Here is a 13711-nt window from a genome sequence, read left to right on the forward strand (position 1 = left end):
AAAATGAAGAACCTTCTCCATAAAATATATTTATTTGTTCTGTTGCTGTTTTTTGGCACAACTGGATATGCACAGTTATATCCAGTTCAGTTATCGCCAATTTTTAATAGTCCGTACAGCGTAAAAATAAGTGAGTACGCAACTAGCATGGATACTAAAATGCAGTTGCTGATCAACCCAAATGATATTACCATTTCGCAAAGGCAGGTGCGATTAAAACTGTACATACAAGGTAACGGAATCAATATACAAAGTACCGATTTTATTCAAGGACAGCGCCCCATTTTTATAAATGGAGGAGAATTGCAGACGTTGACTAATACCGATATTGCAGCACTTTTCAGGCTCGAAAATCTGCAGGGAATTTCTCCTGCGCAATATGCCAATGCACTTCCGGAAGGCATGTACAATTTTTGTTTTGAGATGTATGATTTTGTAACCAATCAAAAAATATCTCAAAAAAGCTGTGCCAGTTTATACCTGATTTTAAATGATCCTCCGTTATTAAATACGCCACAGCGCAACGAACAGATTGCCTCAACGGATTTTCCTAATATACTTTTTACCTGGACACCGCGCCAGATTAATGCTACCAATATATCGTATAAATTCGAATTAAAACAGCTTTTAGATCCAACGTTAGATCCGCAGATTGGCTTCCAGATGTCTCCTGTTTTGTATGAAGAAACACTGTTTGGCACTGCATTGCTTTATAATGTAAGCATGCCTATACTTACGCCGGGAATGCGCTATGCATGGCGTGTACGTGCGATTTCAACTACTGGACTTTCAGAAAATGCAGTATTTAAAAATGATGGATATAGTGAAATATATTCGTTTAAGTACACAGCCTCCTGTGCCGCTCCAACTTTTTTATTAAGCGAGGCACAAGGAAATAAAAGTGTAAAAATTACTTGGGAAGGAATTCCGGAGCATACACGTTATCAGCTGCAATATAAAAAGCAGGACGTTGCAAATGCAAAATGGTTCTCTTCATATAGTTTAAATACACAAAGTTTAATTACAGATTTAGAGCCTGGCGTTACTTACCAATTTAGAGTGGGATCAAGCTGTGATCCCGTTTCCGAAGGTGTCCAATCCTTTACCTATTCTGGAATCAGCACTTTTACAACGCCTACACAGGCTAATGGCGTTCCGGCTTATAACTGCGGCATCATACCTAAAATTAATATTGAAAATCAAAAACCGCTTGATAACTTAATTCAGAGTGAAACTTTTAAGGCGGGAGATTTTCCGGTAACGGTTTTAGAATTAGAAAAAGAACACAGCCCTTATTCAGGTCGTGGTTATATTATAGTGCCTTATTTGGCCGATACCAAAATTGCAGTTGAGTTTAAAAACATTTTGATCAATACCGATTACCAATTGATCAGCGGTGTTGTAGAGACCAGTTATAATCCAGATTGGAAGAATGTTGTCGATGTAGAAGATTTTACAGGCTCAGGTCCTGATGGAAACGTAAAAGAAACTGTTCCGTTTGAAATCAGTGATATTGTAATCAATCCAAATGGTGATATTTTGGTAAATGGTAAAAATGGAGAGCAAATTACCATACCAGGAGGAAAAAATACTGTAATTACGGATTCAAAGGGTACAGTGTATCATGTAGACAAAAATGGAAACGGAACCAATGCAGGTGAACTTGCAGCCGCAGCCGGAAAACCTACACCTGCAAATACGGATGGAGTAGATAATAACGGAAAAGTAACCTCATTTACTGCTAAAGGGGTTACGGTTGCCTTTTCTAGCGGAGGTAAATATGCTTTTGATGTACTGCCACCCAACGCAGCTGCCAATATAGAAAAGCTCTACAAAAAAGTAGATGGCGTTGCTTTGCCTTACAAGGCAGTAGCTAATGGAGATACCGATACAGTAATAGCCGTAGTTACGCTCACAGATGAAGAGATAAAGCTCAAAGACATTGTTTTCAAGACAGAAAATGGAGCAGCGATAAAAGCTGATTTGAGTGATAATACCTTTGTATTAACTGTTAAAGGCAGCATGGCTTATGGACAAGAAGAGATCTTGGCAACCATCAAACAAGGCGATAAGTGGAAGGTAATTGGAGCTTTTGTATTGGTACATCTTACTCCAAGAGAGGTCAATGTAGCTTTGGTTCCTTTAGATAATGATGTTTCGGCTTCCACGCTGGATGAAATTAGTGCTAACACTCAAGCAATTTATAATAAAGTAGCAATCAAAATTAATTTTGACAGAAAGTCTGCTCTTAATATCAGCAAAATTGTATCAGATAAAACTATTCAGACCGAAAAAAACACACTGACTTCTACTTACAGCTCACAACAGCAAAGTATTAATAATGAGTACCTGACCATTTATAAGTCTGAAGCGCCTACTTATGTGCTTTTTGTAACAAATAACACCTCGAGTACAGGACAGCAGGGCTATATGCGCTTGAATGGACAATTTGGTTATGTCTTCAAATCAGGATTAGAAAAAATTCCAGTTAAAATTGCTGCGCACGAATTGGGTCACGGTATCTTCAAGCTAGAACATCCTTTTGAAGTTTACAAAACTCCGAGCGAAAGCACTGATTTATTGATGGATTATAGCTCGGGAACGGTGTTGAATCATCAAGATTGGAAACAAATTAATGATCCTGCGTTTAAATTGTATGCGTTTCAGAGTCAGGCTAGTGGGGAGTTTGCTAATTATGTAGTAACTCCGGATTATAAAATTGCTAGCTTACCAGTTCCAAACAGCTTAATTTATGATGCCTGTAACTTTGATAATACAAAAAAGGGTCTTATTTACGGATTTAGTGAAGAAGGAAAACGTTATTGTTGGAATAAAGATGCTTATTACGACGGTACTACAAAATATAAAGGTAAAATAGAATATATCAGTAATCCAAAAGACACTGATAAAATAGTTCTATTTTTTGATATAGAAAGACCATGTCCATCAAAAGAATTAACAGTTAGTTATTTACAGATAAAAAATAAACTTAATACAGATGAATTAAATAAGTTTATTGAAGAAAATCTAAATAATGCTAAGAATGTTCCCTGTGGTAATGATAAAGAGGCATTTACTTCAAGTTTTTTTGATATTGCCAGTATGGATGTTCCTCCAGGTGTAAAAGTTGATAGAATTGATGGAGGCAAATTCTCTAATGAACAAATTCAGAAGACAATATCTCAGGTAAACAGATTGATTTTAAAAAACAATTCTAGTTATGGTTATAATACTGAAATGACCAATAGTGATCTAGGAAATATATTTGTAGATGAAAATATTCCTGCTGGAGGAGACAAATTAAACAGATTAGATCATAGTCTTGTTTATCTATCTGATTTTTCAAAGCAAAAAAATAATCAAGTAAATATTTATGTAGTTTATACTAAAGTAGATTACTTAATTAGTGGTAATTGGAATGAGTATACAAAACAAGTTTTTGAAGCGAGTAATCTAAAAGATAAAAATGCAATTTTAATTACCGTTCCTTATTTTAATCTTAAAAAGAGTACGAATTTTACAGATTTTGCTGTAGATCATTTTATGCCAGGATTATATGCAAAAGGTTTAGATATAAACACTAATGCTATTACAAAAATAAAAGCGAATAATACTCGTATAGAAACTACGGGTGTTGTTGGAACATATCAATCAATTCTAAATACACAAGTAGAAGAGTTTATTGGACAAGTATATAAACAGACTTATAAACCTTCTGTTATTTATTTAGGATTAAGATATGCAAATGGAACAATACCAGTAGATAAGATTGAAAGTCCGGAGTATAAATCAGGATATAATTTTGTAAAAACTGTATTACTTAAAGATAATATATATTTTAATAAGATTGCTAATTTACCTATTCCTAAAATTGTATATACTAATATTCCTGGAAGTGGGGCCGTAAATCCTTATTATGAAGAAGAAATTCTAAAGTACGCAATGGATAAAGCGGAACTTTTGGATAAAGCAAATTCCAGCACTGATCCAAAAGATTGGATTGATTTCGAAAATTCAGTAGATTTTAAAGAAAAACAACTGGAAGAATCTATAGCAAATAAATATATTACAGGTTATGCTTTTAAAGATGGATTTTCACAGTGGACGAATGATGTTACTGTAGTCTTCCCTAGCACAAGCGAAACCCCACCAATTTATGAGTTTACGAATGTTTACAACAAAGATAAATGGAGTACACTTGACCCTGTCGTATATGGAATTATTGATGCCTCTTCTATTGCTCTTTCGTTTGTAGCAGCGGATGCAATTCCAGAAGCAATCGGACTTATGTATGCTGTTAGCAGAAAAGATGTTCTTAGTTCAGCCTTGTATTCTTCTGCAATAGTATTGCCCGTTATTGCATCTGGAGAGTTAAGAGCAGGACAAAAATTAGCCAATAAGCTGGCAAAAGATTCTAAAATATTTTTTAGAGGGGCTATTTATACTTTAAACGCAGAAGGAAAGCTTTCTAAAATATCAACTTCCTATACTAGAGGAAGATTAATTGAGTTTTTCCGTTTGTCAGAAAAGGCAGTTACTCCAGCAGAACTTGATGCATTCGCGAAAGCTTTTAAAGAGGGTAAAATAGGAAATTCGAAGATAAAAGAAATTTTAAACGAAACTGATGATCTTAAAAGATTGACAAAGTTTAAGAAAGTTAAAGAATTAAGTGATTTATGGCAAGCTTTTTTTGATGATGTAACTGTTAGTGCAATTAAAAAAGAAGTAATTTCAAGCAATCTTGCATCAAGATTTCCAAATCTCACAATAGATGAATTAACCGCTATAAAAGTATATACAAGTGATAAACTAAGAAATGGAAGCAAAATTTATCAAACATTAAACAATGAATTAAGGACAGGTAATTTAAGTAATTTTAATACTGCGTTAAATGATTTATTAAATAATGGCTTAAGTAAATTAGAATCACATTCAGGGAATGTTTATAGAGGTGTTTATGGAGCTGAAGCTGATTTGGCAAGAACATGGAAAGTTGGTGATGAAGTACCTTTTAAAGATTTTAAATCAAGCTCAACTAGTAAGCAAGTTGCTGCATATGACTTTAGCTATGTAAAAGGTGATGAAATAATTTTTGAAATCAAGGGAGCAAACGGAGCAAATATATGTGGCATATCTTGTTTACCAAATGAAATGGAAGTTTTATTAAAATCTAATTTAAAATTTAAAGTAATAGAAATCGATCCTAATCATATGATTTTTGACAAAAATTTTGAATATTCAAATAAATTTACCAAAATATTAATTGAATTAATCCCGTAATTATGGAAAACTACATAAAAAAATATTTTGAACTAATTGAGAAAAATCTTAATTATCATTTAAATAACCCCCAATTTACTTTAGAAGAAAAAGAGAAAATAAGTATTAGGCTAGAGTTAATTAATGAATTAAAAACTAATATTAGTTGGCAGTTCAAAAGTACGGAAAGTAAACAGGCAAGTAGAATTCAGCACTTAGCAACTTTACGTAAAATTGACGCAATGCCTAAATTTATCAGGAAACAAGAATTAACTATCAATATTTATGAAAAAATTAAATTAACATTTCCTTATTTAGAAGCAATTAATTCTATTTTAAATGACGAGATTATAGAATTTGTAAATAACCTTTGTGAAAATATTGATTTATCAGGATATAGTTATGAAAAGGAATTTCCCAAAAGTAACGAAACACGAAAAGTATTTAAATCTTTTTTTGAAGTTACTAAATCAGCACAGGGAAACAGTGTAATGTTTAGAGAGTGTTATGAAAAAATTGAGAGTTTATACAATGAACTTATCAAATTGTCAGAAATTAATTAGGTTAATAGTAATTCTTTTTTTTTAACATTAAAAAAATGTTCTTTGAAATAGTTAGAAAAAATCATCTTGTTGAAGATTTTTTTAAGTAAAAATATTGAATTCTAAGAATGAAATCAAAGTCAGAGACTTTTACAAGGTTTACGTTTTTATGAAAATGGAGATGAAATTACATATAAGAATTTTTTATGAACTACAATGGAAAGGTCTTATGCTGGTACAGTTGCAAGAAAAAATTTTTGTAAAACAGAAGCTGCTGCTGTAATTATTATTGAGTCTAAAAATGAAAAAAATATAATAAAATATTCAGATTTGCAAACAGAAGCTGAGGTTTTACATAAAAGTAAAAGCTCATTTATTTTAGAAAGTGTTAAAGAAGACCAATTATTAAATGCTTTTGAGCATCAATATGACTACCAACCTGCAATACGCGGAAAAGTTTTTACAATAATAGAAAAATAAATATTATGGAAAATTTAAAAAGTATCCTTGAAATTTATAATAAAGAGAATATAAATCCTGATGAAATTATGTTTATCGAAATGATTGATAAGTATAAAAGTTGGCAATTAATGACTGACGAAGAAAAATTTCAGGATAAAAAACAATCTCTTTTAGTAAATATCAAATTCGATGGATTTTCTTTAGAAATTGAATATGAAAGACAAATCATTATTTTTTTAGAAAAATTATTATCTTTTTTTGCTAACATTAATGAACAGAAGGATTTTCGCGAATATCACTCTCTTAATGAAGAGTATAAAATACTATTTCGCATCTATTATATGCTATATAGTGAGAAAGAATTATTATTATATACAAGAAGTTCCAAAGGAGCAAAAATTCATATTCCATTTAAAACGTTTGAAGATTTAATAAATCAAATAAAATTAACATCATTATATAAAAAATACAAACTCAAAGAGCTTTTTGAAAAATATAGTTTACTGGTAGAGTTATTTTCTAAAGGACCTTATAGCCCATGAAAAAATTAGATAACATTAATTACATAATTTTTAAAAGTGATAAAGTATACTTAGAAAATACTCCAATAGCTTTGGGAGTAAATATACAAGATTGGCTATCAGAGTATTGTGGTATATCATATCAAGCTGAAAAATATATGATTGAATTTCCAGAACATGAAGAATATGTATTTAAAAATATTAGTGGTTTAGCAATATACACAGAACATAGCTTGATTACAAGAATTAGCGTTTATACGTATGTTTATGATTCAAGTCCGCATTTTAAGGGTGATATTTATATCGAAGAAAAAAAAATAGAGGTTCCTTTTTTGTCTAATGATATTGAAAAATATTTTCCAGATATAAAAGTAAAAAGACCACCAAGTAAAGTAATCGATAGGTTCACGGCAAGAGAATCTTTAGATTTTCCATTTAACGAACTACTGAAAGTAGAAATGTCTATGGGAAGAGAACCCCAATATATAGGAAGCATAAGCTTAAAATATTTATAATGCTCTCGTGAGGCTCATAATCGTGAATGCAAATTGAGATATACAGAATATAAATACGTTCATTGAAATTAAATATATGTTTAAAATAAAATACAACTTTGAATTTTTTTGTTTTCCGATATGGATTAAGGAAACGAATAATAATATGGATCCTATATTTAGGAATATTTCAATTGATGATTTACCTGTAAGTAATGATTTAAAAGCACAAATTAAGAATTTAGATGCAAGTTATCAATCAACATATAATGATGAATATCCTCCTGAGCCACTTAAAATGTCTTTAGAGGATGAAAATGTTTTTTGTAAAGAAGTAATTAATTCGGCTTTAAAATTAAAAGAGTCTTTACCTGATAATTATCAATTATTATTTGACAGCTCTTATTGGCAAAATCGGATAAATGAAAATATTGAAATGAGCAACATAAATGAAATTGAGAACAAGGAAAAAAATATTTTTTTTAATGAAACTAAAATAAAATATGAAATCATTTCTCGAGGAGAAATGATTGTGAAGTATAACGACAAATCAGTCCAAATTACAGGAGAACTTATTTTTGATCCACCAACATTTTATGCAGATCTAGTTGCTTTGAAAACTTGGAATGCGCCAAATTATGATGAGATAACAGAAGAAGAGAAAGCTTTTATAATTAATTACCTTACAAGTAATAGTATTAACGAAATAAAAACAAAAATAATTTTTGATTAGAATGATATTAATAACAGCATGGTTTTAAATATAATTTTCACGCTGGCGCGAGTGTCTCGCTTATGAAAAAAAAAAAATGGAATTAATAGGCATCATTAGCGAGCATAGTCCAGAACTAAGTAAAAAAGTGTAGCGATTTTCAGATAGAAGTAGAGTATGATAATAAAAAAGAAATTCTTAATTATTTAAATAATGGAAATCCGGTTGCTGTCACAATGCAGATTGTATATTCTTTAATAAAAGACGATTCTAATATTATTGGAGGAATATCATATTTAACAGATGATTATTGGATTTGGCCTAATTATCTTAATTATTATGTTGATAAAGTATCTATTGAATTACCTGAAAGTTTTGTAGACTTTATTTTTAAAAATAAAATAAGTGAACTAATTAGTGAGGAGCAAAAACGTGAAGCAATTAATTTATTGACATCAGGAAAATAAAATCATGTTAGAATATTTAACAAAATTGATGATTAATAAGGCTCTTAAAATTGATTATTCAAATGAGTTTCTAAAAGATAATATTTAATAAGAAAAGAGATTTCTGCAAGGGACAGAAAATAAAAAATATATAATTAATCAAAAAAATAAAAAATTACGCATGAAAAAAATATTTTTAACCTTATTAGTTGCGTTAATAAAACCTTGTTTTTTTAATAAAATTCAGGTTTAAAAGATTTAATAATTAAAAATTAAGACCCCAAATCAATAATTAATTTAATGACACCGCTAAGGTGTAAAAATGAAAAGAATGAAAAAGAAAATTTTACTAGCAGTAGTGTTTTTATCAGTTTTAAACAGCTGCAGTTCAGATTCAGGAGATAAACCTTCCAATGAGCCTGAAGAAATTAAAGGTGAAGTAAAAATAGATTACAAAATAGATAAACCAAATAATGACTTTGTAGTAAGCAGTGACAATTCGGTTTATATTATTGGACAAGAAGAGAATGCAGATTATAACATTCACTTGCAAAAAGTTGATTTAAGCGGAAAAGTCACAAAACTTAAAACGCTGATTTTTTCAAAGTTTTTTAATAGCGTACTAACGATAACAAGTTCAGATGAAATACTGCTGACATCTCCTTTTGATGTTGCTGATACGGATAAAATATATCGTTTTGAAAATAATTTTGTAGATCTCAATTCTTATTATACCATGAAAATTGCGAGTTCTCCAACTGCAAGTAAAAGCAGAATGCCGGCAATTTGCAATAATAATGATAAGACCTATTTTGTTTTTGATTACAATTCAAAAAGTATAAAACGTATTGTGCCAGAATTGGGTACAGATGTTTTTGTTGCAGGTTCAGGAAAAGAAGAAATAAAAGATGGTAAAGGTTTAAGTGCCGGTTTCATAGGTGTGTCGAGAATAATTTCTCTTAATAATGTTTTGTATGTAATTGACAATAAATATGATCCAGCGACAGCAAATTATCTGAATTCAACAATTCGTAAAGTCGAGTATATAAACAATGAGTGGAATGTAACTACTTTAATTTCAAGTACAACCAATGTATATTCTGATATGGCATTTGATTCGAAAAACGATCTTTATGTGCTTGTGTACAATAAAGGGCTCTTTAAATTAGATCTTCAAAATAATAGTTTGTCTGCTGTGAAAGAAGGAGAAACAAAAATTGGAGATAGTAAGAAACATGAAACGCTGGATTTACAATATGCAAGAGTATTGAAAATTAAAAATAATGATATGTATCTGCTGGACAGATATTCAGCATTAATTAAAATTTCAAATTTTCAAACCAAATTCGAAGCAGCAAGTAAATAAAATGCTTTAAAGAAAAAACACTTCAGTTCTTAAAGAGCTGTAGTGTTTCAATACGAACAGAATGAAAAAAACTTTACTCTTACTCTTATTTATTATCGTTGCTTCGTGTTATCAAGAAACTTCTATAGTTGTAGAAGGTGATTTTACGGCTTCTTATGTAAACGAAGATGAATCGGTACCGGTTACTGTCAAGATAGACAGTAAAATTACAGGTGCTGATACGTATGAATGGACTTTTGAAGGTGGAAGCCCTACCTCTTCAGCTTTAAAAAATCCTGGTGAAGTACTTTATAATAAACAAGGAACCTACACCATTACATTAAAAGCCTCAAATGCTGATGGAGAGCGTAAAGAATTTACGAAAACAGTTATTATAAAAGAAGGAATTGCTATTGAATTTACTCATGAAATTGTTAAGAGCAATTTTTCGCCAGTTGAGGTAATTTTAAAAAATACAACACCTGGAGAAGGACTTACATTCAAGTGGGAATTTCAAGATGGAATGCCCGCTTCATTTACAGGAAAAACACCGACAAATGTAATTTTTACCAGCCCAGGAGAACACACTATTACGCTGACAGTTTCGAATGGTTTTGAATCAGAAAAGAAAGTTCAGACCGTAACAGTTGCTCCTCTTTTAGCGAGTTTGTTTTCATACGAGCCAAAGTTTGAAGATGATGATTATGAGGCTCCTGTAATTATTAATTTTACTAATAAATCGACTAGCGCGACAACCTATAAATGGACTTTTCAAGGAGGTAATCCAGCGGTTTCGACAGAAGAAAATCCGACAGTTGTTTTTACAAGCGCAGGAAATCATGAAGTTGCTTTAGAAGCTTCTAATGATAAAATCAGTCAAGTTTCTAAAACCATTATTACAGTAGCGCCGGATACTAATCTACGCACTTTGACCAATATTAAATTAGGAATAAATGCGGCACATAACAGTAACAATATTGGTGCAATGTTTTCGACAGTTACAAGACAGGTTTATAAAGCCAATGAAATTACGAATGAAAACAGCAGTTTAATCGATATTGTTTTTCAAGGTTTAAACAGCAATCTAACATCGAATAAATTTATATCTCCAGATCAGGCAAACAATTATGGTTTTTTAGCATTGAAGAATGCACAGAGTACCATTTTTATAAATTCTCAAAGCTTGTGCAACTGTGGTCTAAATTTCACCGAAGGTCAATTTGATGCCATGACAAACGACAGCCCGATAAAATCTCTAAATATAAGTTACAGCGCAGCAGGAGCACAAGAATTTGGTTTTACTTATCCAAGAATCATTTTGTTTAAAACTCAGGATGGAAGAAAAGGCGCAATTAAAATAAAAGACATGGTTAAAAACGGAGTGAGTTCTTATATTTTATGCGACATCAAAGTGCAAAAACAATAACCAATACATGAAGATAAAAAGTAAGAAAGTCTTGTTTTGGTTGTGTATTGTTTTTGTCTGTTTTATAAGCGGGGAAGGATATGCTCAGGATGTAGACTTAGAGAATTTTTATAAACCAAATTTTAAAGTTACAGGTAACATTAATGCAAATATGATGTACTATAATTCTACTATGCCAAACTCACGAGAGCCTTTTACTTATCTGTTCTCAGGAAACTTGAATATAAGTGCCTTCAATTTTAGCGTTCCATTGTTTTACAGTATTACCAATCAGGGAAAAAATTTAGGATATACAGCTCCTTTTGATTTTAATAGATTAAGTATTATGCCCAAATACAAATGGGTAAAGGCTTATATAGGCAATGTGAGTATGAGTTTTTCACCCTATACTTTAAGCGGTTTGCCATTTAGGGGAGCTGGGTTGGAGCTTACGCCGAGAAGTCCTTTTAAGATTAGTTTAATGGGAGGGCAGATTTTTAAAGCTGTCCAAGCAGAAGACGGTTTAGGTGGTGTCCCTGTTTATCAGCGTTTTGGATATGGAGCAAAATTAGGTTTTGAAAGAGAAAAATATAAAATAGGATGGATTAGTTTTTATGCCAAAGATGATGTGAATTCGCTAAACTTCTCTGCCACGGATAAAGGAGTTACGCCAAAAGAAAATTTTGTAAACAGCTTACTGTTCAGCACGTCTGTAATCAAAAATTTAAATTTGAATGTGGAGTATGCCTTATCTGTTTTAACTGATGATACTCGGGCAAAAAACATTTCAGCCGGCAGTTTTAGAGATAAATTATTTGCTGCCAAAGAAAGTACAACTTTCTTAAATGCCCTAAATGTAAATTTTGATTACAATATTCAAAAGAGTATAATCGGACTGACATATGAGCGAATCGACCCTAATTATAATACGTTGGGCGCTTTATATTTTAATAACGATTTAGAAAATATTGCGTTGCGTTTTTCACGTCCTTTTTATCAGGATAAAATTACGGTCGCCACAAGTTTAGGATATCAGAGAGATGATTTAGCCAAAGCAAAAAAACAAGACACAAAGCGCGTTGTGGGTTCGATTAATTTGAATTATCGCATTACAGATCAAATAAATTTCACAGGCAGTTATTCTAATTTTTCAACTTATACCAATAAAAAACTGGATCAGTTTGAACTTATAAACAATCCTAATGTAGTAGCAGCTGATACTTTGGATTATAGGCAATTATCACAAAATGCCAATATAAATATGTCCTATGCTTTTGGGAAAAAGAAAAATCAAAATTTAAACTTTAATTATAGTATTGCGGGTCAGGCCAACGAGCAGGGAGGCATTATACGAAAAGGTCAGGCAAGTACAGTTCAAAATTATAATTTGGCACATTCGGTAAATTTTATTGGGATAAAAGCAGCCTTAAACAGCTCTTTGAATTATACAAGCAACCAAGTAGGAAGAAATAATAATTCCGCAATGGGAGCTTCCATTGGTGCATCAAAAAAGCTGTTAAAAGATAAGCTGAATACTAATTTAGGAATCTTGTATAATAACTCACAAGGGGATATGAATTCTAGTTCTGTATTTGGAGTTAAGTTTAACAACAGTTATGTGCTTTTGCAAAAACATAATTTTAATATGAGTATTATTTCAATGTTTAGAAGCAGCACTGCAAGCAAGAAATATAACGATTTAAATGCGACATTAAATTATTCTTACACAATAGATAAAATAAAATTGCCAGTCAAAAAAGAAGCTAAAAAAGAAGAGAAAATTGTTTCAGATCCTATTCTAAAAATAAGTCATAAGGATAAAACTTATGAAGGAACAAGAAATCAAATCATAAAACAATTGCAAGATCTTCAACTTGCGCTTCGTCCAATTCCAAAAGAAGATGCAGATGAACTAGAACATTTGTTAACTCTGGCGACTTTGACACCTGATGATGAAAGTTTCAAAGAAAAGACTTTAAATTATTTAAAAGCTTACGACTTAAACAATGACATTTTAGACAAATACAATCAGTACATGCTTGAAACCGTAAAAAGTTTAGAAGCAGAAATGATTCGTAAAGATGAAGGTTTTGAAAGTGCCTATGTTTTGGCACTGGGCAGAGTCAATAAACATCCGTTGCACCGAGTAGATGCAAAAGATATAACCAACAAAACGAGTTATAATTCTTATTTAAAATTAGTAGAGCGAAAAGATAAAAAGCTGCAACCATTGCTGGTTCATCGATGGATGCTTAAGGAGATCACGACACTTGCTAATACTTCTGCAGATGCAATTCATGAAAATGAAAATCTTTCCATTTTTAATAAAGAAGAGCTGATTCATTTCTTCAAAATGATGAAAGACAAAAAAACAGATGCTGAAGTAATAGAGGAATTAAAAATAAAACTAATTCCGTTTTATCACGATTTGGCACTTAAAAATGTAAAAGATGATGAAGTTGAATTTAAACATTTAAAGATTAATTAAGGATAAAAATGAGGTCTTTGTGATTAGATCTAAAATT

The 13711-nt window shown here is 31.1% G+C and carries 10 protein-coding genes; all 10 read left to right on the forward strand.

The window, feature by feature from the left end:
• Positions 1 to 3 precede the first annotated feature (3 nt).
• The 10 genes from EV145_RS21355 (at position 4) to EV145_RS21400 (ending at position 13674) form a co-directional block, all read left to right on the forward strand.
• Positions 4 to 5280 (forward strand): ADP-ribosyltransferase domain-containing protein, encoded by a 5277-nt coding sequence (locus tag EV145_RS21355; protein ID WP_133527213.1) that lies wholly within the window; start codon positions 4 to 6, stop codon positions 5278 to 5280.
• A 2-nt stretch (positions 5281 to 5282) separates the two neighbouring features.
• Positions 5283 to 5822: a hypothetical protein gene (locus EV145_RS21360; protein WP_133527214.1), complete on the forward strand. Its 540-nt coding sequence runs from the start codon at positions 5283 to 5285 to the stop codon at positions 5820 to 5822.
• 195 nt (positions 5823 to 6017) lie between these two features.
• A complete protein-coding gene (locus EV145_RS21365; RefSeq protein ID WP_133527215.1) occupies positions 6018 to 6281 on the forward strand; it encodes a hypothetical protein in 264 nt (87 codons plus the stop codon).
• Positions 6282 to 6286: 5 nt separating this feature from the next.
• Positions 6287 to 6805: a hypothetical protein gene (locus EV145_RS21370; RefSeq protein ID WP_133527216.1), complete on the forward strand. Its 519-nt coding sequence runs from the start codon at positions 6287 to 6289 to the stop codon at positions 6803 to 6805.
• Positions 6802 to 7299: a hypothetical protein gene (locus tag EV145_RS21375; RefSeq protein ID WP_133527217.1), complete on the forward strand. Its 498-nt coding sequence runs from the start codon at positions 6802 to 6804 to the stop codon at positions 7297 to 7299. Before EV145_RS21370 ends, EV145_RS21375 begins: the two co-directional genes overlap by 4 nt.
• A gap of 76 nt (positions 7300 to 7375) precedes the next feature.
• Positions 7376 to 8011 (forward strand): hypothetical protein, encoded by a 636-nt coding sequence (locus tag EV145_RS21380; protein ID WP_166638502.1) that lies wholly within the window; start codon positions 7376 to 7378, stop codon positions 8009 to 8011.
• A gap of 215 nt (positions 8012 to 8226) precedes the next feature.
• Positions 8227 to 8457, forward strand: coding sequence for a hypothetical protein (locus EV145_RS21385; RefSeq protein WP_133527219.1), 231 nt, complete (start codon positions 8227 to 8229; stop codon positions 8455 to 8457).
• Between the two features lie 310 nt (positions 8458 to 8767).
• Entirely contained in the window at positions 8768 to 9802 is a 1035-nt protein-coding gene (locus EV145_RS21390) for a hypothetical protein (protein WP_133527220.1), read from the forward strand.
• A 61-nt stretch (positions 9803 to 9863) separates the two neighbouring features.
• Positions 9864 to 11207 carry a PKD domain-containing protein gene (locus EV145_RS21395; RefSeq protein WP_133527221.1) on the forward strand — a complete coding sequence of 448 codons (1344 nt, stop codon included), beginning with the start codon at positions 9864 to 9866 and terminating at the stop codon, positions 11205 to 11207.
• Between the two features lie 7 nt (positions 11208 to 11214).
• The gene (locus tag EV145_RS21400) at positions 11215 to 13674 is read left to right on the forward strand and encodes a hypothetical protein (protein ID WP_208110925.1); all 2460 of its coding nucleotides are present in this window, start codon (positions 11215 to 11217) and stop codon (positions 13672 to 13674) included.
• Positions 13675 to 13711: the final 37 nt, after the last annotated feature.

The organism is Flavobacterium sp. 245, from assembly GCF_004362055.1.
GTDB lineage: Bacteria > Bacteroidota > Bacteroidia > Flavobacteriales > Flavobacteriaceae > Flavobacterium.

Bases quoted from the DNA above. Each gene is read 5' to 3' on its own strand.
- EV145_RS21355 (WP_133527213.1), top strand. From the start codon at position 4: ATGAAGAACCTTCTCCATAAAATATATTTATTTGTTCTGTTGCTGTTT.
- EV145_RS21360 (WP_133527214.1), top strand. From the start codon at position 5,283: ATGGAAAACTACATAAAAAAATATTTTGAACTAATTGAGAAAAATCTT.
- EV145_RS21365 (WP_133527215.1), top strand. From the start codon at position 6,018: ATGGAAAGGTCTTATGCTGGTACAGTTGCAAGAAAAAATTTTTGTAAA.
- EV145_RS21370 (WP_133527216.1), top strand. From the start codon at position 6,287: ATGGAAAATTTAAAAAGTATCCTTGAAATTTATAATAAAGAGAATATA.
- EV145_RS21375 (WP_133527217.1), top strand. From the start codon at position 6,802: ATGAAAAAATTAGATAACATTAATTACATAATTTTTAAAAGTGATAAA.
- EV145_RS21380 (WP_166638502.1), top strand. From the start codon at position 7,376: ATGTTTAAAATAAAATACAACTTTGAATTTTTTTGTTTTCCGATATGG.
- EV145_RS21385 (WP_133527219.1), top strand. From the start codon at position 8,227: ATGCAGATTGTATATTCTTTAATAAAAGACGATTCTAATATTATTGGA.
- EV145_RS21390 (WP_133527220.1), top strand. From the start codon at position 8,768: ATGAAAAAGAAAATTTTACTAGCAGTAGTGTTTTTATCAGTTTTAAAC.
- EV145_RS21395 (WP_133527221.1), top strand. From the start codon at position 9,864: ATGAAAAAAACTTTACTCTTACTCTTATTTATTATCGTTGCTTCGTGT.
- EV145_RS21400 (WP_208110925.1), top strand. From the start codon at position 11,215: ATGAAGATAAAAAGTAAGAAAGTCTTGTTTTGGTTGTGTATTGTTTTT.